This window comes from Fundidesulfovibrio butyratiphilus (assembly GCF_054657235.1).
The window spans coordinates 542,193-560,949 of record NZ_BAAHXA010000001.1 but is presented as its reverse complement, the minus strand read 5'-3'; the positions used below and the strand labels follow the sequence as shown (position 1 = coordinate 560,949).

Annotated in this window: 22 protein-coding genes; 20 read left to right on the top strand and 2 right to left on the bottom strand. The window is 63.9% G+C overall.

Features of this window, described 5'->3' with window-relative positions:
- The first annotated feature begins 40 nt into the window (after nt 1-40).
- Nucleotides 41-1,264, top strand: a complete 1,224-nt coding sequence (locus tag ACYQ01_RS02880; protein ID WP_459932330.1) for a M24 family metallopeptidase — start codon at nt 41-43, stop codon at nt 1,262-1,264.
- Between the two features lie 143 nt (nt 1,265-1,407).
- Here the strand turns inward: ACYQ01_RS02880 and ACYQ01_RS02875 are convergent, their stop codons facing one another.
- Entirely contained in the window at nt 1,408-1,854 is a 447-nt protein-coding gene (locus ACYQ01_RS02875) for a CBS domain-containing protein (protein ID WP_459932329.1), read from the bottom strand.
- Nucleotides 1,855-2,154: 300 nt separating this feature from the next.
- Here ACYQ01_RS02875 and ACYQ01_RS02870 point away from each other — a divergent pair, with 300 nt between their 5' ends.
- The 19 genes from ACYQ01_RS02870 (at nt 2,155) to ACYQ01_RS02780 (ending at nt 18,279) form a co-directional block, all read left to right on the top strand.
- On the top strand, nt 2,155-2,829 hold the full coding sequence (locus tag ACYQ01_RS02870) for a protein-L-isoaspartate(D-aspartate) O-methyltransferase (protein ID WP_459933877.1): 675 nt from the start codon (nt 2,155-2,157) through the stop codon (nt 2,827-2,829).
- A gap of 12 nt (nt 2,830-2,841) precedes the next feature.
- The gene (locus tag ACYQ01_RS02865; RefSeq protein ID WP_459932328.1) at nt 2,842-3,792 is read left to right on the top strand and encodes an Mrp/NBP35 family ATP-binding protein; all 951 of its coding nucleotides are present in this window, start codon (nt 2,842-2,844) and stop codon (nt 3,790-3,792) included.
- Nucleotides 3,793-3,890: 98 nt separating this feature from the next.
- The gene (gene pgsA, locus ACYQ01_RS02860; protein ID WP_459932327.1) at nt 3,891-4,436 is read left to right on the top strand and encodes a CDP-diacylglycerol--glycerol-3-phosphate 3-phosphatidyltransferase; all 546 of its coding nucleotides are present in this window, start codon (nt 3,891-3,893) and stop codon (nt 4,434-4,436) included.
- 112 nt (nt 4,437-4,548) lie between these two features.
- Nucleotides 4,549-4,833 carry a hypothetical protein gene (locus tag ACYQ01_RS02855; RefSeq protein ID WP_459932326.1) on the top strand — a complete coding sequence of 95 codons (285 nt, stop codon included), beginning with the start codon at nt 4,549-4,551 and terminating at the stop codon, nt 4,831-4,833.
- 2 nt (nt 4,834-4,835) lie between these two features.
- Nucleotides 4,836-5,156 carry an FtsB family cell division protein gene (locus ACYQ01_RS02850; RefSeq protein ID WP_459932325.1) on the top strand — a complete coding sequence of 107 codons (321 nt, stop codon included), beginning with the start codon at nt 4,836-4,838 and terminating at the stop codon, nt 5,154-5,156.
- Nucleotides 5,140-6,072, top strand: coding sequence for a tetratricopeptide repeat protein (locus ACYQ01_RS02845; protein WP_459932324.1), 933 nt, complete (start codon nt 5,140-5,142; stop codon nt 6,070-6,072). The genes ACYQ01_RS02850 and ACYQ01_RS02845 overlap by 17 nt, the downstream gene beginning before the upstream one ends.
- Before the next feature lie 109 nt (nt 6,073-6,181).
- Nucleotides 6,182-7,054 (top strand): hypothetical protein, encoded by an 873-nt coding sequence (locus ACYQ01_RS02840; RefSeq protein WP_459932323.1) that lies wholly within the window; start codon nt 6,182-6,184, stop codon nt 7,052-7,054.
- A gap of 24 nt (nt 7,055-7,078) precedes the next feature.
- Nucleotides 7,079-8,095 carry a class 1 fructose-bisphosphatase gene (gene fbp, locus ACYQ01_RS02835; protein WP_459932322.1) on the top strand — a complete coding sequence of 339 codons (1,017 nt, stop codon included), beginning with the start codon at nt 7,079-7,081 and terminating at the stop codon, nt 8,093-8,095.
- Nucleotides 8,092-9,153, top strand: a complete 1,062-nt coding sequence (gene tsaD / locus ACYQ01_RS02830) for a tRNA (adenosine(37)-N6)-threonylcarbamoyltransferase complex transferase subunit TsaD (RefSeq protein WP_459932321.1) — start codon at nt 8,092-8,094, stop codon at nt 9,151-9,153. The genes fbp and tsaD overlap by 4 nt, the downstream gene beginning before the upstream one ends.
- 161 nt (nt 9,154-9,314) lie before the next feature.
- Entirely contained in the window at nt 9,315-9,635 is a 321-nt protein-coding gene (gene trxA / locus ACYQ01_RS02825; RefSeq protein ID WP_459932320.1) for a thioredoxin, read from the top strand.
- Nucleotides 9,636-9,638: 3 nt separating this feature from the next.
- Complete coding sequence (gene trxB / locus ACYQ01_RS02820; RefSeq protein WP_459932319.1) at nt 9,639-10,571, top strand: thioredoxin-disulfide reductase; 933 nt, start codon at nt 9,639-9,641, stop codon at nt 10,569-10,571.
- A 16-nt stretch (nt 10,572-10,587) separates the two neighbouring features.
- Nucleotides 10,588-11,322 (top strand): outer membrane protein assembly factor BamD, encoded by a 735-nt coding sequence (locus ACYQ01_RS02815; protein ID WP_459932318.1) that lies wholly within the window; start codon nt 10,588-10,590, stop codon nt 11,320-11,322.
- 57 nt (nt 11,323-11,379) lie between these two features.
- Nucleotides 11,380-12,234 carry a hypothetical protein gene (locus tag ACYQ01_RS02810; RefSeq protein ID WP_459932317.1) on the top strand — a complete coding sequence of 285 codons (855 nt, stop codon included), beginning with the start codon at nt 11,380-11,382 and terminating at the stop codon, nt 12,232-12,234.
- 2 nt (nt 12,235-12,236) lie between these two features.
- Nucleotides 12,237-14,285 (top strand): elongation factor G, encoded by a 2,049-nt coding sequence (gene fusA, locus ACYQ01_RS02805; protein ID WP_459932316.1) that lies wholly within the window; start codon nt 12,237-12,239, stop codon nt 14,283-14,285.
- Nucleotides 14,286-14,296: 11 nt separating this feature from the next.
- Nucleotides 14,297-14,890 carry a 16S rRNA (guanine(966)-N(2))-methyltransferase RsmD gene (rsmD, locus tag ACYQ01_RS02800; protein ID WP_459932315.1) on the top strand — a complete coding sequence of 198 codons (594 nt, stop codon included), beginning with the start codon at nt 14,297-14,299 and terminating at the stop codon, nt 14,888-14,890.
- Nucleotides 14,839-15,348 (top strand): pantetheine-phosphate adenylyltransferase, encoded by a 510-nt coding sequence (gene coaD / locus ACYQ01_RS02795; protein WP_459932314.1) that lies wholly within the window; start codon nt 14,839-14,841, stop codon nt 15,346-15,348. The genes rsmD and coaD overlap by 52 nt, the downstream gene beginning before the upstream one ends.
- A complete protein-coding gene (gene miaA / locus ACYQ01_RS02790) occupies nt 15,318-16,259 on the top strand; it encodes a tRNA (adenosine(37)-N6)-dimethylallyltransferase MiaA (RefSeq protein ID WP_459932313.1) in 942 nt (313 codons plus the stop codon). The genes coaD and miaA overlap by 31 nt, the downstream gene beginning before the upstream one ends.
- A gap of 240 nt (nt 16,260-16,499) precedes the next feature.
- Nucleotides 16,500-17,687: an N-acetylmuramoyl-L-alanine amidase gene (locus ACYQ01_RS02785; RefSeq protein WP_459932312.1), complete on the top strand. Its 1,188-nt coding sequence runs from the start codon at nt 16,500-16,502 to the stop codon at nt 17,685-17,687.
- On the top strand, nt 17,671-18,279 hold the full coding sequence (locus ACYQ01_RS02780; RefSeq protein WP_459932311.1) for a CDP-alcohol phosphatidyltransferase family protein: 609 nt from the start codon (nt 17,671-17,673) through the stop codon (nt 18,277-18,279). Before ACYQ01_RS02785 ends, ACYQ01_RS02780 begins: the two co-directional genes overlap by 17 nt.
- Before the next feature lie 39 nt (nt 18,280-18,318).
- Here ACYQ01_RS02780 and ACYQ01_RS02775 read toward each other — a convergent pair whose 3' ends face one another.
- Entirely contained in the window at nt 18,319-18,450 is a 132-nt protein-coding gene (locus tag ACYQ01_RS02775; RefSeq protein WP_459932310.1) for a twin-arginine translocase TatA/TatE family subunit, read from the bottom strand.
- Between the last annotated feature and the right edge of the window lie 307 nt (nt 18,451-18,757).

Genomic DNA, 18,757 nt, shown 5'->3' with positions numbered 1-18,757 from the left:
CAAGGCTCAAGAAGCCAACGCACGCACAAGGAGGCTCGAAATGTTCGAATCCATCGCGGTGCTGCCGGCCGAGGAAATGGCCGTCAGGCACGCCAAATGCCGTGACTTCCTGGCGAAAGTCGCCCCAGAAGCCCAGGGCCTCTTCGTCTTTTCCCGCATCGGCATCTACTATCTCACCGGATCGCTCGGCAACGGCGTTTTCTGGCTCCCGCTGGAAGGCGAGCCCGTCTACATGGCCCGCAAGGGAGCAGAGCGGGCCCGGCTGGAATCGCCCCTGGCCAACATCGTGTCCTACCGTTCGTATGGGGACATCGCCAAGATTTTCGCCCAGTTCGGTCAGTCCCTGCCCCAGGTGGCCGCCGCCGAGATGAGCGGATTGCCCTGGTCCATGGCCGGCATGTTCCAGTCCAAGCTGTCGGGGGTGCGTTTCGTGCCCGGCGACATGGTGCTCAGCCGGGCCCAGGCCCTCAAGAGTCCCTGGGAGCTGGAGCGCATGCGCCTGTGCGGCGAGCGGCACCGTCAGGCCATGGAGGAACGCCTGCCCGAACTGATCAAGCCGGGCATGAGCGAACTCGATATCGCCATTCTCATTTCGGACCTGTTTCTCAAGATGGGCCACTACGGCATGTTGCGCATGGCCGGACACGGGGAAGAGAGCTACATCGGACAGGTCAGCGTGGGCGATTCCGGCAACTACCCTCTGGTGAACAACATGACCCTGGGACTGCGGGGCATGCATCCATCCGCGCCGTTCATGGGCTACGCCGGCCGGGTGTGGAAGCCCAAGCATCTGCTCACCCTGGACGTGGGCTTCGTGGTCGAGGGCTACAACACCGACAAGACCCAGGTGTACTGGTCCGGTCCCGAGGCCTCCATTCCCGATGCGGTGCGAAAGGCCCAGGACACCTGCTTCGCCGTGATGAGCCACGTGGCCGAGAACATGAAACCGGGCGCCATACCGTCCCAACTGTGGGCCTGGGCCGTGGAGCACATGGACAAGGCCGGCTATATGGAGGGCTTCATGGGGCTTGGCGGCAACAAGGCCCCCTTCCTGGGGCACGGCATCGGCCTGGTGATCGACGCCTGGCCGGTCATCGCCAAGGGATTCGACGAGCCCCTGCAGGAGGGAATGGTCATGGCCGTGGAACCCAAGATCGGCGTGCCGGACGTGGGCCTGTTGGGCGTGGAGAACACCTTCGAAGTCACGCCTGCGGGTGGGCGCTCCCTGACCGGCATGCGGGCCGGATTTCTCTGCATCGAATAAAGCGGACGCTGTGATGCGAAAACGGGGAGCGCAGGGCGCTCCCCGCCTTGTGTGTGGCCGCATTTCGTCCGCTGGGCCGACGGCGGTTCTTGCTCGTGTTTGCCTCAAGGCAAAGAGGCGAAGAGGCCTTCAGGGACGCGACGCTAGGGCGTGTCTCCCTGGGGGGGCGCGGTCATGGCGTCCATCAGGCTCACGGTCAGGCGCACGAAATCGGCTTCGGTGATGATGCCCACCAGCTTGCCGTCTTCCACCACGGGCAGGCAGCCGTACTTGTGGTCGAGCAGCAACTGGGCCGCCTGACGGAGTTTGGCGTCCGGCGGCAGGGTGACCACGTCGGTGCGCATGACCTCGCGCAGGGGAATGGTCGCCGCCAATTCGTCCTGAACGTTCTGTTCGATCTCCGACAGGATCGACACGGCCAGCGACAAGAGGTCACGATGCGTGATGAGGCCGATGAACGCTCCCTCGCCGTTGACGATGGGGACATGGCGCACCCGGGCCATCTCCATGATCTGCTTGGCCGTGTACAGCGAATCGGATTCGAGCAGGGTGAAGAGCTGCGTGCTCATGAGGTCGCGTACGGTGAGCATGGACGGACCCTCCCGGGTATGATTTCAGGCATTGCACATCCGATCGTCTTTTCTGTCAAGAAAATTGCCGGGTATGGCCAACTTTCATCGGCCAAGGCGAGTCCATGCGGGCTTTTCGGCCCCGAAACGGAAGCTTTTCATAGGGTTGCCCCGCGTTGCGCGTTCAATGGGCCCGCGTCGCCGCCGGATCGCCAAGCCCGACTCGGGCGTTGACTTGGGGGGAGAAATTTGTTTGTGCTCCCAAACCGCTGGCCTAACGGAGGAAACCGTTTTATCTTGAAAGAAACCGATGGGGGGGGCATGCTGGGCCAAGCATGGGGCAAAGTCGACATCGATCCCAGACGCAGCCGGGAACGCATGGTGCGCGAACAACTCGTGAGCCGGGACATCACGTCGAACGCGGTGCTCGCCGCCATGCGTAAGACGCCCCGCCACCTCTTTGTGGAGCCGGCCCTGAGGCCCAACGCCTACGAGGATCATCCCCTTCCCATAGGATTCGGACAGACCATTTCCCAGCCCTACGTGGTCGCCTGGATGACCGAACTGCTCGACGTGCATCCGGGCATGAAGGTGCTGGAGATCGGAACCGGTTCAGGATATCAGACGGCCATCCTGGCCGAGATGGGCGCGGCGGTCTACAGTGTGGAGCGCATAGCCGAGCTTCACGCCATCGCCAAGGAGCGCCTGGCCTCCATGGGATACGGCCGGGTGTGGTGCAAACTCGACGACGGCACCCTGGGTTGGCCGGAAGAGGCCCCCTTCGACCGCATTCTGGCCGCCGCGGGCGGTCCGGTCATACCAGGGCCGCTTTTGGCCCAGTTGGGAGACCCCGGCATCCTGGTCATGCCCGTGGGGACGCGCCAGGGCCAACACCTGGAAGTGGCCCGCAAACGGGGCGGACAGGTTTCGGTGGAGCGCCTGGGCGGAGTGAAGTTCGTCGATCTCGTGGGCCGTTTCGGCTGGCGGCAGACCTAACGTGAAGGAAGTATGATGAAAATCACGCTCAAGAACAAGAAAAAGACCCCCACGGAGGCTCCCTCCAGCTGCGCCAGCTGTTCCCAGGCTTCCTCCTGCAAGACCAAAAACCCCAACGATTGCTCCGAGTCCAAGCAAAAGCTTCAAGACGAGCGCATTCGCAACACCTTGTCCAAGATCACCTACAAGCTTTTCGTCATGAGCGGCAAGGGTGGCGTGGGCAAGAGCTCCATCGCGGTCAACCTGGCCACGGCCCTGGCCGGCATGGGACGCAAGGTCGGCATACTCGACGTGGACCTGCACGGACCCAACGTGCCGAGGATGCTTGGCATTTCTGGAAACCTGGACGCCACGGAAAAGGGCGAAGTCATTCCGAAGTGCTTCGACGAAAACCTGTGCGCGGTGTCGGTGGAGTCGCTTCTGCGCGATCCCGACCAGGCCGTGCTTTGGCGCGGTCCCATGAAAAGCTCGGCCATTCGCCAGTTCATCAGCCAGGTCACCTGGGGCGATCTCGATTATCTGGTGATCGACTCCCCTCCGGGAACGGGCGACGAACACATGACCGTGTTGCGCACCATTCCCGACGCCCTGTGCGTGGTGGTCACCACCCCGCAGGAAGTCTCCCTGGCCGACGTGCGCAAGGCGCTCAATTTTCTGCAGTACGCCAAGGCCAACGTGCTCGGCCTGGTGGAAAACATGAGCGGGTTGGTCTGCCCCCACTGCGGCAAGGAAATCGAACTGTTCAAGAAGGGCGGCGGCAAGGAACTGGCCGAAAAGTACGGCATCGAATTCCTCGGGGCCGTGCCGCTCGATCCCCTTACCGTGGTCGCCGGCGACATGGGCAAGCCCGTGGTGCTCATGGAGACGGATTCTCCCGTGAAAAAGGCCCTCGTGTCCCTGGCCCAAGCCATCGACACGGCCGCCAAGTCGAGTCTTGAGGCGCACGCCTCGATCAGGTCCTGATCGAAAGTCCGCCGGGCGCGCCGTGACGAGCGCGTCCCGGCGGACAACCGGCCGCGGCCAGCAGGCGGCGGCCACACCGAAGCCGGAGTCGCCAATTCATGAATCTGCCCACCATGCTCACCCTGGTCCGCGTCGCGGTGACGCCTATTCTGGTGCTCATGCTCTATTGGCCGGGACCGTGGATGTGTTTTTTCGCCATGCTGCTTTTCATCGCGGCGTCGGTGACGGACATTTTCGACGGCATGCTGGCCCGGCGCATGGGGCTGGTCACCAACCTGGGCAAATTTCTCGACCCCCTGGCCGACAAACTGCTCATCTGCTCGGTGCTCATCATGCTCGTGCGGCTGGACTGGGTGGAGGCGTGGGTGGCCGTGGCCATCATCGGCCGGGAAATGGCGGTGACCGGGCTTCGCGCCGTGGCGGCGGACGAGGGCCTGGTGATCGCGGCGGACAGATACGGCAAGCTCAAGACCATCATCCAGATCGTGGCCTTGTGCCCGATCATGTTGCACTATCCGTTCTGGAAAATTGATCCGGCCCCGGTGGGCACGTCGCTTTTGTACGTGGCCTTGATCCTCGCCCTGGGCTCGGGGTTCAATTATTTTCGGGGGTTTTTCAAGCGGTGGGGCAAGACGGCCGGCTGACGCCCGGGCACTGACGGCATGGCAAGCAATCGTTGCCAAGCGCCCTCAAGTGCCGTATGCTGGCAACGAAAAGACGACTGAACTGAAACAACCCCTACATGTCCGGGCCAACATGTCCATGAAGCAGGTGGAATCAGCCGCGCTCTGCGCGCGAATCGTCAATTGTCTCCAGACGATACTGGAACTCGAACCCGTGTTGCGCCGCATGGAGTTGGGTCACTTCTTGTTGGACGAGTTTCAAGCGCTCAAAGTTTTTTTGAATGATGTCAATAAAATAGAACTCGACGAGCATGACGTGTCCCGCATCGAGAGCGTAACGGAACTTTTTCTTCAGGAACTCAGCGAGCCCATGACCATCTTCGGCTCCGACAACGCCAGCACGGTCACTTTGCAGTAGCCATGCTGTTCCGGCGACTTCTCCTTGCCCTTGTCATCTTCTGCAACCTTATCCTCGTCTACAATCTCATATGGAGCGACAAGGGCGTCTTCGCCTATCTCGACCTCAAGGGTCACCAGAAGGAGCTCAAGGCCCGCTTGGACACCTTGGGTAGCCGGTCCCTGGATGTTAGCCAGGAAATCCGCTGGCTCAAGTCCGACCGGGCCTTCACGGAAAAAATGACCAGATCGCACGGCAATTACCTGAAAGACAACGAAATCATCTACATCTTCCCTGGCGACGGATCAGGAGAAGGCGGCGTGGGCGATGACATCAAAAATTGAACTGTACCGTGAAGTGTTGACGTTGGAGCCCGCCTCGCGCGTGTTCTTTCCTCTGGCCAACATGCTGGCCGAACAGGGACAAACCGCCGAGGCCATGGATGTTCTGCGGCGCGGCGTGGCGCACCACCCTGACCACCTCGAAGCCCGGTTTCTGCTCGTGGAACTGCTCACGCGCCAGAGCCGACGGGAAGAGGCGCTCGACGCGTTCGAGGGGCTTTCCTTTCTGCTGGCCAAATACCCCAGCGTGCTCTCCCTTTGGGCCGAAAAAGGGGTGGGGCTCTCCGGCGACGCTTCCCTGGCCTTGCGGTTCCTGGCCCAGTCGCTTGGCGATCCCGCAATGACCCTAGCCGGGGTTCTGAGCCGGGGCCTGGAAAGCCTGGCCGGCGACGCCCGGAACGATTCGGTCCAGGGTGGCGCGGCTGGTGAGGCGTCCGTCCCGGACATCGCGACCGGGAAACAGGCGGACGAATCCCGGACCACCGAGCCCGAACGACCAGCGTCGCCTCCCGAAACGACCGACTCGGGACCGTCCGGCGACTTCAGTCTGCGCGGAGCCGACGAGGTCCTGGCCTTGGCCCAACGCATCGAGGCGCTGGAAAAACGCGCCCCCCGCGAAGATCTCCCCCCGGAATGCGCTTCCCAGACCAATGCGCAGGTAAAAACCCGCACCATGGCCGATCTTCTGGCCAAGCACGGGGATCTGGCTTCGGCCCTGGACATCTACGAAGAACTTTTGCCGCTAGCTTCCTCCGAACTCGAGCGCGAAGAACTTTCCGCCCGCATCCAGGAACTCAAGAACGAGGCGCAGTCGGGAAGACCGGCCGCAAAGCCGATCGAGGTCGAAAAACCCCGAGCGAAGCTGGTGAGCATGCTCGAAGCCCTGGCCAACCGGCTCGACGCGCGAGCCACGGCCTGAACGGTTTCGTCCGTGGGCCGCGTTTGCCTCGGCTCGCGCGTCACGAAATCATGCCGCCAAAAGCCTCTCAACCCCGCCGCGAACCACCGCAACACGAAGGATCAACCCTATGATCAAACGCGTTTTTCCGGCTCTCCTGGCCTGCGTCCTGCTTGCGGCGACCGGCTGCGACACCATGAAATCCACGTGGAAGTCCACCAGGAAGCTCTATAAGGAATACGTCAACGTCGATCCCACCATCGACCTCAAGTCCGAGGTGGACGAAGATCCCACGGTGCTCAAACTGGCCACGCTGTTCGCCCCGGTGGACGAAAAAATCGAATTCATGCTCCGGGGGCTTTCCGGCCAGGAATCGCCGCCCAGCCGCGAATGGTGCGAGGCCTTCATGACCGCCAATCCCTGGTTGACGGGGCTGGCGGTGCTGAGTCCTTCCGGAGCCGAGAGCATCAAGTTGCCTTCGTTCACCCTCAAGCGGGTGGATTACTCCCCGATGATGGATTTCGAAGCCATCTACAAACAACGCAAGATGGCCGGTTACGTGGAAGCGGGGGATCTGGGCTCTGAAGTGCTGGTGGGACAGCCGCTGTATTCGAACAACGAGTTCGCCGGCGTACTGGTGGTCAATTTCGATCCGGCCGCGCTTGCCAAGTTCGCTCCCGACCCGGACAATCTCATCATCGTCTCTTCGACCGGGGCGGCCCTGTGGGGCGGCAAGGACCCCGCTACGGCCCAGGCCCTGGCCAAGCGCGACTGGAAGAAGATTCTCGCCGGCAACGTGTCCGGCGACATGCGCGAAGGAGGACGCACCTACCTCTGGCAGACCCGGTATCTGGCCCATATCCAGCTCGTTTATATCGTGGCCCAGGTCCCGCCCAAGCCGAAAAAGTTGTTTTCGTCACCGAAGCCCGCCCCGGAAGCGGCGCCGGCCGCCGAGGCGGCTCCCGCGCCAGCGCCCCAATCGGCTCCCGCCTCGGCCCAGTAGAACGTTCTCTCCCAGGAGCCTGACATGCCTCAAGTCACCGTCACGGAACACCTGCTTTTGCATCAGAAGGAATCTCCCGCCGCCACCGGGCGATACACGCGCCTGCTCAACGACCTGATATTGGCCGCCAAGATCATCTCGCGCGAGGTGAACAAGGCCGGCCTGGTGGATGTCCTCGGCTTCACCGGCGATATAAACGTGCAGAACGAACAGGTGCGCAAGCTCGACGTCTACGCCAATTCGGTGCTCATCCACCGCATGGAGCGCGCCGGGGTGCTGTGCGCCATCGCGTCCGAGGAAAACGCGGATATTATTCAGATTCCGAGCCAGTTTCCCAAGGGCGACTACATCGTCATCTTCGACCCGTTGGACGGGTCCACCAATATCGACGTCAACGTCAACGTGGGCACGATCTTTTCGATCTTTCGCCGCGAACCTGGCGATCCGGACCGCAACGCCACCCTCACGGACGTTTTGCAGAAGGGAGCCAGACAGGTGGCGGCCGGCTATTTTCTCTACGGCACCTCCACCATGATGGTCTATTCCACGGGACGCGGCGTGCACGGCTTCACCCTGGACCCGGGCGTGGGAGAGTTTCTGCTTTCGCACCCAGACATCAAGATTCCCGAACGGGGCCGCATCTATTCGGTCAACGAAGGCAACTCCCCCTACTGGGACGCGGCCACCACAGAGGTGGTCAACTACTTCAAGAGCCCGAAAAACGACCGGGGCGCGCCCTATTCGTCGCGCTACATCGGTTCCCTGGTGGCCGATTTCCACCGCAACCTGCTCTACGGGGGCATTTTCCTCTATCCGGCCGACAACCAGGACCCCAAAAAGCCCCGCGGCAAGCTGCGTCTGATGTGTGAGGCCAATCCCCTGGCGTTTCTCTGCGAACAGGCCGGCGGAGCCGCCTCGGACGGCGAAACGCGCATCCTCGACATCGAGCCCTCCGAACTCCACCAACGCGTGCCGTTGTTCCTCGGCAGCAAAAAGGACGTGGAGAAGGTGTGCGAGATCTACAAGCGCCATAAGGAATGATCTGTCTGGGGGTTGAAACCTCCTGCGACGAGACCGCCGTGGCGTTGGTGTCCGACGGCGTGCTGCTCGGGCAGCGTCTGATCAGCCAGGACGAGGCGCACGCCCTGTTCGGGGGTGTGGTGCCGGAGTTGGCCTCGCGCGAGCATCTGCGCAAGGCTTACGCCCTGGTCAGCGGACTGCTGGCCGATACCGGCGTCACCGCGCGCGACCTGGACGTCGTGGCCGTGGCCAGGGGACCGGGGCTTTTGGGCAGTCTGCTGGTGGGGGTCAACCTGGCCAAGGGACTGGCCTTGGGCGGCGGGGCGCGTCTGGTCGGGGTCAACCATCTGCACGCCCACCTCATGGCCGCCGGGCTGGAACGGCCCCTTCCCCTGCCGGCGCTGGGACTGCTCGTTTCCGGCGGGCACACGCACCTGTATCGCATGGCCGGGGCCATGGAGTTCGAACTCCTGGGCACCACCCTGGACGACGCCGCGGGCGAAGCCCTGGACAAGGCGGCCAAGGCCGTGAACCTGCCCTATCCGGGAGGGCGCGAGCTGGACCTCCTGGGGCGCGGGGTCGAACCCGACAGGTCAATGTTTCCCGTTCCCTACGTGCAAAACGACAATCTCGATTTCAGCTTCAGCGGCTTGAAGACCGCAGTGATCAAGCATGTGCGCTCCCACCCCGACCTGCGTCTGGAGACCCTGCCGGACGCCCGCGCCATGGCCACGCCCGAGTTGGCGCGGTTCTGCGCCTCGGTGAACCATGCCGTCGTGGAAGCTTTGCGGGTGAAAACCCGGCGCGCGCTGCAACGATTTCCCCAACTGAAGACTCTTGTTGTGGCGGGGGGGGTGGCCGCCAATTCCATGTTGCGCCGCTCCATGGCCGAGTTGGCCGACGCGCTCGCCGTGGAACTGGTGCTGCCCAGCCCGGCCCTGTGCACGGACAACGCGTCCATGATCGCCTTCTTGGGGGAACGGTTGGCCCGGCAAGGCTGCCGTCACGGCCTGGACATGGAGGCCATTCCCAGAGGTCGCGCGGTCCCTCGGGATTACATCCTCGACCCGGCGATCTGAACGGTCCCGGCGGCGCGCCGAAAGACGGGTGAAGCACTTGTCGGTTGACACCGCGCAACACTGGCAATACTCTACAACATGGTGCGCGGAGCACGTCGGTCGACTTGGCCGGCGTCCGTTTCCGGCCTGTTCATCACGACTTACCACAAGGAGAACTCCTCATGGCCATCCAAATTACCGACGCGAATTTCGAAGAAGAAATCCTCAAATGCGACCTTCCCGTGCTGGTTGATTTCTGGGCTCCGTGGTGCGGTCCCTGCCGGGCCATGGGACCGGTCATCGACGAATTGGCGGGCGAGTACACCGGCCAGCTCAAGGTGACCAAGATGAACGTGGACGAAAACCCCGCCACCCCGAGCAAGTACGGCATTCGCGCCATCCCGACCCTGATTCTGTTCAAGAACGGCGAAGTGCTCGAGCAGATCACCGGCGCGGTTTCCAAATCTTCCATCAAGGACATCATCAGCCAAAAGGCCCTGTAATCCATGGAGTCTTTCGACGCGGTTGTGGTGGGAGGCGGGCCGGCAGGGCTCACTGCCGCCTTGTATTTGGTCAGGAGCGACCTCAAGGTCGCTCTGATCGAAAAGCTTGCGCCGGGCGGACAGGTTCTCATGACCCATCTGATCGAGAACTATCCCGGCTTTCCCGAAGGTATCGAGGGATGGAAACTGGCCGATATCTTTGCCAAACACCTCGATGGCTATCAGTTGGAAAGAATCAATGACGAGGTCGTGCGCATCGAGCCCAGCGAAGGCGCGCACAGGCTTCTCGTGGGAGACCGATGGATCACCGCCAAGGCGGTGATCATCTGTTCCGGCGCCCGTTACAAACGGGTGGGACTGACCGGCGAAAAGAGACTTGTGGGCAAGGGCGTGTCGTACTGCGCCCTGTGCGACGGCAATTTCTTCAGGGATCAGGTCGTCGCCGTTGTGGGCGGCGGAAATTCCGCCCTGGAGGAGTCGCTGTATCTTGCCCGCCTGGTCAAAAAACTCTACCTCATCCATCGCCGTGACGATTTTCGCGGCCAACGCTGTTTTCAGGACCGGTGCGAAGTCGCTCCCAACATCGAAATCCTGCGCAGCAGCGTGGTTGAGGAAATAGTCGGCGCCGACAAGGTTGAGGCCGTGATGGTGAAGAACTTGAAAACCGGCGCGGTGAAACGTCTGGACGTGGACGGCGTGTTCATCTTCATCGGTTTCGAGCCGCAGGCGGGATTCTTTCCCGAAGGAGCGGACGTGGACAAGCTCGGCTTCATCGTCACCGATCAGGACTATCGCACCACCGTTCCGGGGATCTACGCCGCCGGCGACGTACGTTCCAAGAACGTGCGACAGGTCGCCACGGCCGTGGGCGATGGAGCGGGGGCGGCCAGTTCGGTCATCAGCTACCTGGAGACGCTCGGAACCCATTCGAGCTAAGGGCCATCAAAACCACATGGACAGAAGAACTTTTTGGCGCGCCACCGCCGCGGTCATGCTTATGTTCGGACTCTCGGGATGCGGATTCATCGATTATTATTTTCTTCCGCCCCCTGAAGATACCGCCCAGGAACTCTGGGAAGCCGGCCGCGAGGCCATGAAAGAAAAGAAGTATGGTCAAGCGCAAGAGCTCTTCACCAAACTCAAGGACCGTTACCCCTTCAGCCCCTATACTCCGGACGGCCTGGTGGCGTTGGGCGACGCCTTCTTCATGGACGAAAAGTACATTCAGGCGGCGGACAGCTACAAGGAATTCGAGTCGCTGCATCCGCGTCACGAGCAGATTCCCTATGTGCTCTATCAGATAGGCGTGTCCACGTTCAAGCGGCTGGAGTCCATCGACATGCCCCAGGACGGCCTGGAGGAAGCCATTCAGTACTTCACGCTGCTGGGTGAGGCCTATCCGCAGACCACATGGGGCAAGCAGGCCCCGGCCTGGATCATCAAGTGTCGCACGCGCATGGCGGAACACGAAATCTTCATCGCCGACTTCTACTGGAACACCGATCGCTTCGGCGCGGCCTGGAAACGTTACATGTACGTCTGCGAGAAGTTCAAGGATCTGCCGACGATTTTCAAATACGCCAAGGAACGAGCCGAACTGTCCTACCTGGCCTATCAGAAGACGCTCTCCACCAAAGAGCGACGCGAAGCCCAAGGCACCTGGCACAAGTTCCTCAAATGGCTTTAACCCTACAGGCGGCCTTCGGGCCGCCTTTTTCATCCCATGTGTTCTGAAAGCGCCGTTTTGTCGATCCCGCTGGAGCGGTACGAACATCGTCGCGTAAGCGACGCGGTTTTCGCGCGGGCCTACGCCCGATTGGGCGACGCCCGGCGCGCTCTGCTCAAGCAGGCCATTGCCCGCCTCTACGCCCTGCGCCAGGCCGAGCCGCATCATCCGGCCACTCTGGCCCGGACCCTGCCGGGCGCGCTCAACCACACGCGCCGAATTCGGCCAAGGGAACGGTTCGTCCTGGTTCTGGACCCGGAGGCCGCTTCTTTGGCCCAACTGTTGGCCGCACTCATGCCGGCGGTGGTGCGGCGCGTACCGTACCTGGCGGTGCTCAGGCCCCGTTCCGGCACGGCCTGGCCCCAGGCCCAGCTCACCGCCTTGGAATTGTGCGGGATCGAAAACGTGTTCTCTCCGACCAAGGACGAGTTCGCCGCCATGTTGCGCGAGCTTTTCGAGCCGCGCGGAGCTTGCGGCATGGCGTGCCTTGGCGGGGAGACCTTCCTGCGACGGGTGCGAAAGGCGGCGGGCTCGCCGGGAGAACGCGACATCCACTGGTTCGACGCCAGGCCCAAGCTGGGCCTCTGGGCCGGAGACGACGCCCCGTGGAACCCGGACGCTTTGCGCCTGGCTCATCCCGACGCGGAGATCCGGGTCTTCGGCGGCCCGCTGGACGGCTTCGCCACCGAACCGGGCGGGCTTGCGGCCATGAGCGCCGCCGGCCTGGACGCGGCCTTTGTCCCCCTCGGGGTGGAACCGGTCCGGGCTCCCCTGGTTCTTGCACCCGGACTCGAAATGTTCTGGCATTTTCCCGACGCGGCCCTGGCGCTCTATGAAGCGCGTAGCGAAACCTTCCAGCCGGATCCGGTTTGAACATGGCAGCTTCCCACGCCCCCAAGCGCGGCCTGGCCGCGCTACGCAACATCGGCATCATTGCCCACATCGACGCCGGCAAGACCACCCTGACCGAGCGCATCCTGTTTTACGCGGGCAAAATTCATCGCATGGGCGAGGTGCACGAAGGCACCGCCACCATGGACTATCTTCCCGAAGAACAGGAGCGCGGCATCACCATAACGTCCGCCTGCACCACCTGTTTCTGGGAGGGGCATCAGATCAACGTCATCGACACGCCCGGTCACGTGGACTTCACCATCGAGGTGGAGCGCTCCTTGCGCGTGCTGGACGGGGCCGTGGGCGTGTTCTGCGCCGTTTCCGGGGTTGAGCCCCAGTCCGAGACGGTCTGGCGGCAGTCTGAAGCCTACAAGGTGCCCAAGCTGGCCTTCGTCAACAAGATGGACCGTCCGGGAGCGGATTTCGAGGCCGTGTTGGAGTCCATGCGCCAGCGCCTGGGGGCCAATCCCGTGGCCGTGCAGGTTCCGGTGGGGCAGGGCGCCGATTTCGCCGGCGTGGTTGACCTGGTGGCCATGGAACGGCTCTCGTTTCGCGCCGAAGGCCTTGGGGCCGTGGTGGAGCGCGCTCCCCTGAGCCCGGAAGAGGCGGACTTGGCCGCTCCCTGGCGCGAAAAGCTGCTGGAAAGCCTGGCCGAACAGGACGACGCCCTCATGGAAGCCTATCTGGGCGGGGAGGATATCCCTCGCGAGGCCGTGTCCCGGGCCCTGCGCCAAGCCACCTTGTCCCGGACCCTGGTGCCGGTGCTGGCCGGATCGGCCCTGCGCAACATGGGCGTGCAGCCGCTCGTGGACGCGGTGTGCGACTATCTGCCCAGCCCCGCCGACGTGGGACCGGTGACCGGTCTCGACCCCAAGGGCAAGGAACCCGTGTCCTTGCCGCCCGACCCCAAGTCCCCGCCGTGCGCCCTGGTGTTCAAGGTCATCATGGAGGCCGGGCGCAGGCTGGCTCTGACCCGCATCTACAGCGGCACCCTGGCCGAAGGGCAGGAGGTGCTCAACGTCGCCCAGAACAAAAGTGAGCGCGTGGGACGCATCTACCGCCTGCACGCCGACCAGAAGGAGCAACTGCCCAAGGCCGGTCCGGGCGAGATCGTGGCCCTGGCCGGCATGCGCCTGCCCCGCACCGGCGACACCTTGGCCGACAAGGCCCATCCGATACTGCTTGAAAGCATCGCCTCGTACAAGCCGGTGCTTTCCCTGGCGCTCGAACCCAGAAATGCCGAGGAGCTGGAAAAACTCAAGGACGCCCTGGAACGCATCCTGCTCGAAGACCCCACCCTGCAAAGCGTCAGCGACGACGAGACCGGTCAGCTTGTGGTTTCGGGCATGGGGGAGTTGCACCTGGAAGTGGTGCTGGAGCGCATCCGCCGCGAGCACGGGCTGAGCCCGCGTTCGGGCAAGCCGCAGGTGGTTTGCCAGGAAACCGTGACCGCCCAAGCCTCGGGAACGGGCGAGTTCGCGCGCGAGCTGGGCGGGCAGGCCCACTACGGCAAGGTGGAGGTGAGCGTGGAGCCGTTGGCCCGCGAGCGCGGCACGGACATCGTGTTCACCTTCGACCAGACCGGCTGGCCCAAGGCCTGGCTGGACGCCGTGGCCGAAGGGTTGGCCGACGGACTGAACTCCGGGCCCATGCAGGGGTTTCCCGTGCAGGACGTGCGGGTGCGGGTGACCGCGCTCGGGCGTATGGACGGCCAGTCGTCCCCGGTGGGATACCGCATGGCCGCGGCCATGGCCCTGAAGAACGCTTTGCGCGCCGCCGGGCCTCGGCTGCTCGAACCGCTCATGGTTCTTGAAATCAGCGCGCCGGACGAATACGTGGGCGAGGTCATCGGCCTGTTGGGGACCAAGGGGGCCAAGATCGAAAACCTTTTCGACAGGGCCGGGCAAAAGGTTGTCCAGGCCTTGACCCCCCTGTCGCGGCTGTTCGGCTTTTCCACGCAACTGCGTTCCGCCACCCAGGGGCGGGCGGGCATGGTCATGAAGTTCGCCCGTTTCGACCTGATCGCCTGATCGGTTCCGGCATGCGCATTCTCGGCGGAGAGTTCAAGGGGCGCGACCTGCCCACGCTGGACGCCAAAGGCTGTCGCCCGGCCATGGCCAAGGTGCGCAAGTCCCTGTTCGACATGCTGGCCGCGCGGCGGGGGGCTTTGCGGGGAGCACGCGTGCTCGACGTGTTCGCCGGCACGGGAGGCCTCGGCCTGGAGGCGGTCAGCCGGGGAGCGGCCTTCGCCGCCTTCGTGGAGCGCGACCGGGCCCTGGCCAGGCGCATTGCCGACAACTGCCGCCGGCTGGGACTTTCGCCCGCGCGTTTCGCCGTCCACAACCAGGACGCCCTCAAGCTGCTGGTCAAACAGCCCGATCATGGATACGATATCGTATTCGTCGATCCGCCCTACGGACAAGACCTGCTCGCTCCGGTCCTCGCTCTTCTGGCCGAGCGGGGATGGCTTGGTCCCGGCGCAATGGTGACGGCTGAAGTCGAGGCCCGTCTGGTCGTGACGGACTGGCCCGCGCTTCTCGAACTCGAACTCGACCGGACCTACGGCCAAACCAGGATATACGTATGGACAATCAAGGCAAGCTCGCCATCTATCCCGGAACCTTCGACCCCCTGACCATGGGGCACGTGAGCCTGGTGCGCCGCGCTCTCAAGGTTTTTGACCGGGTGGTGGTGGCGGTGGCCAACGACACCCCGAAAAATCCTCTCTACACCCTGGAAGAGCGGGTGGACATCGTGGGCGAAGTGTTTCGCGACGAGCCCCGGGTGATCGCGGAAGGGTTTCACGGCCTTTTGGTGGACTATGTGCGCGAGCGCAAGGCCCATGTGGTGATTCGGGGTATGCGTGCCGTGTCGGACTTCGACGCCGAATTCCAGATGGCCCTCATGAACCGGCGTCTCGAACCCGAAATCGAGACCATCTTTTTCATGACGGACTTCTGCTGGCTTTTCATAAGCTCCACCGTCATCAAACAGGTGGTTTTGGCCGGCGGCGACGTGACCGGCCTGGTGCCTGACGAAGTGCGCAGACGGTTGGAAGAAAAATGCCGGGCGCTCAACATCGTCAAGAAGTGACCGGACGGGCGCTGTGCCTGCTCGGCCCCACAGGGGCGGGCAAGACCGGCGCGGCCCTGGCTTTGGCCGAGGCCTTTGCCGGAAGCGTGGTCAATTTCGACTCCCGCCAGGTCTACCGGGGCCTGGGCGTGACCACGGCCCAGCCTTCGCCGGACGAGGCGGCGCGCTGTCCTCATCTGCTCTACGGTTTTCTCGACTGTTCGCAGGCCATGTCCGCCGGAGCCTTTGCGGAAAGGGCCGAAAAGACCCTGGCCGAGGTATGGAGCGCCGGACGCCTTCCTATTCTGGTGGGAGGGACGGGACTGTACCTGCGCGCCCTCACCGGCGGGCTTTCGGCCATTCCCGCCACGCCGGAAGCCCTGCGTCGGCAACTGCTCGAAGCCTGGAACGCGGCCGAGCCGGGAGCCATGCACGCCGCCCTGACCGAAGTCGATCCAGCCTATGCGGCCAGAATCCACGCCAACGACCGCCAGCGCGTCCTGCGCGCCCTGGAGGTTTTTCACTCCACGGGCCGGCCTTTTTCCGCCTGGCACGCCGATCCGGGGCGTTCCCTGGTGGCCCGCCCGCTGAAAATCGGCCTGCGATTGGACAAGACCGTACACGAGGCGGCCCTGGAGCGGCGCATCGACGCCATGCTTCAAGCCGGGGCTCTGGAAGAAATCCGCCAGGCCATGGCGTCCTGTCCCGGCCCGGAGGCGCCCGGCCTCACGGGTATCGGCTGCGCCGAGCTGGCGGCCTGTCTTCGGGGAGAACTCTCCCTGGACCAAGCCAAATCCTTGTGGCTCAAGAACACCAAAGCCTACGCCAAGCGTCAGCTCACCTGGTTCAACAAGGAGCCGGGCGTGCATTGGTTCGTCCCCGACCAGGTGGAGGCCATCACGGAATTGGCCCGGGACTGGCTCACGTCCTGATCGGCCGGATTCCGGGACCGGGCGTTTTCGTGCCGAAAGCGCTTTCCCCCGCGTTCGGCTGGGAGCGCGGGCGTCGAACCGTTGCGAGGGTTCTCGCGGCGGACAGGCGTTTTGAACCGGAGACGGAAAACGTTCCGGCCCGCTCGGGTCACGCCACGGGTTGAACGTCTGGCCGGCGACGGGTATATGCCCCCTATGCCGAAGCGAGTTCCGCCATTTCTCCTCACCCGGCGCAAAGCGTTGGGCCTTCTGGCGTTCACCCCCCTGGGGGTTGCCGCCGGCGCGACCCTGTGGCCGGCGCTGGCCGCCACGTCCGGACAGGACCTGGCCGCCAGCGGCCAGACGCTTCTGGCTTCCGGCAATACGGCCGAGGCCGTGGGCGTGCTTCGCGAGGCGGCCAAGGCCGACCCGGCCAATCCCTGGGTCTGGAACCTGCTCGGTCGGGCGTATGCCACCCTTGGGAACGTCAACGAGGCGGTTCGGGCCTTTCGCTCGGCCCTGCGTGTCGATCCCGGGGACGGCTATTCCCGCATGATGCTGGACAGGATCTCCCAGCACCCTTTGCCCGCGCCGAAAGCCAAGCCCGCCACGCAAGCCAGGCCCGGAGCCCGCAAGCGCCTCTCTGCGCTGGAGGAGCAGGCCCAGGCCGAGCGGCAGGCGTTTCTTTCCGGGCAGTCCGGTCACGGGGAGCCCCTTGTGGTGCTCGACCCCGGACACGGCGGCCTGGATCCGGGATTTTCAGGCCCGGAGGTCCCCGGACAGGGCGGTCTGACGGAAAAGACCGTGACGCTCGACCTGGCCAAACGCGCCGCCAAGGCGTTGGAAGGTCAGGGCGTTCACGCCGTCCTCACCCGCGAAGACGACTACGCCGTGCCCCTGTGGGCGCGGGCGGCCATGGCCGCGCTTCACGGCGCGGACGCTTTTGTTTCCCTGCATGCAACCGCCGTGGAGTCCGCGAAGGAAGAAGCGGTGGTCTATCGCCACGCCAAGGAGGCCCGGGGACCTTTGGCCCAGACGGTGGCTTCGCTGGAAAACGGCGTCATCCGTTTCGAGCGTCAGGCCGCGCCCACGGCGACAAGCGCGGGGATCGGCGACCTCCTGGGCGGATGGAAAAACGCTCGCCTGGCCGTGGAAAGCGCCAATCTGGCGGAACGACTTGCCGCCGCGTTCAAGGCTCCTTCGCCGGTGGGCAGGGCTTCGAGCGGCGGAGCTCCGCTCGAACTGTTGGGCATGGTCCAGGCGCCTGCCGTGTTGGTGGAATGCGGATTCCTTTCCTCGCCCGCGCAGGCGGCGGCCCTTTCCCGCGCGCAGTACCGGGAGGAACTGGCCCAGGCCTTGGCTCGGGCGCTTGTCCAGGCCTTGGCCCGCTCTCCGGTCGGAGTTGAGGGAGCCCCAGCCCGGGAGGCGGATCATGACGCCGGCTCCTGAATTTGGACCGCGACAGGGCAACTGGACAATCCCCAATCTGCTCACGGCCTTGCGCATCGTGTTCACGCCGGTGTTTGTGGTCTTTTTCCTCAACGGCCGATACGTCCTGGCGCTGACGGTGTTTTTCGTCTGCGGCTTGACCGACGCCCTGGACGGATTTTTGGCCCGGGTGCTCGATCAGCGTTCCAGGCTCGGAGCCATGCTCGATCCCCTGGCGGACAAGGCCCTGCTCGTCACGTCCTACGTGTGCCTGACCCATGCCGGATGGGTGCCGCTTTGGCTGGGCGTGGCCGTGGTGAGTCGCGACGCCGTCATTTTGGGGGGATTGGCCCTGTTGACCGTCTCCGGCCGGGACATGCGCGGCTCCATCCGACCGAGCGTTCCGGGCAAGTGCTGCACGGCCTTGCAGATGGCCACCGTTCTCGCCGCATTCGCGGTACGCCTGACCGGCGGGGCCGGCTCCCTGCTGCTGGTCCTGGTCTGGTTGACCGGGCTTTTCACGGCGTTTTCCGGATTGGACTACGTGCTCAGGGGCATTCGACTTTTCTTCGCCGGAACGGACGGTCCGAACGACAGGGGAAGCGCCCGCTAGGGCTGCGGCCGGGAGACGGACGCGGGCGCGTCAGGGGATTTACCCGCGGCCGGTCTTGTCGCGCAATTTGGCCACGGTCCGCCCCAACAGGCGTCCCATGTCGGGCAAACGCTTGCCGCCGAAGAGAACCAAAACGATGAGGACGATGACGAGTATGCTGCCTATGCTCAAGGGAAACGCTCCATGGGGGGAAAGTGGTGGGTCTTGTTCCTAGCCGCCGGTTGTGGAGCGGTCAAGTCCGGGGAGGCGGGACTTGAGCGGCCCCGTGCTGCGCCTTCCGGGCGTGAACTGCCGACACTATGCGTACGGGCGCTGTCTTTACGAGGAACACCTCAACCCCGGGTACGACCAGAGCGTGCGGTGCGAGGCCCTTGCCCGCCTCGTGTCCGCCTACGATGACTTCCTGCGCCGGTGTGAAGCCCTGGGGCTTTCGGAAAAACGGGTCGCCGAGCTTTTGAACGAGCGTCTCGCCTCCCTG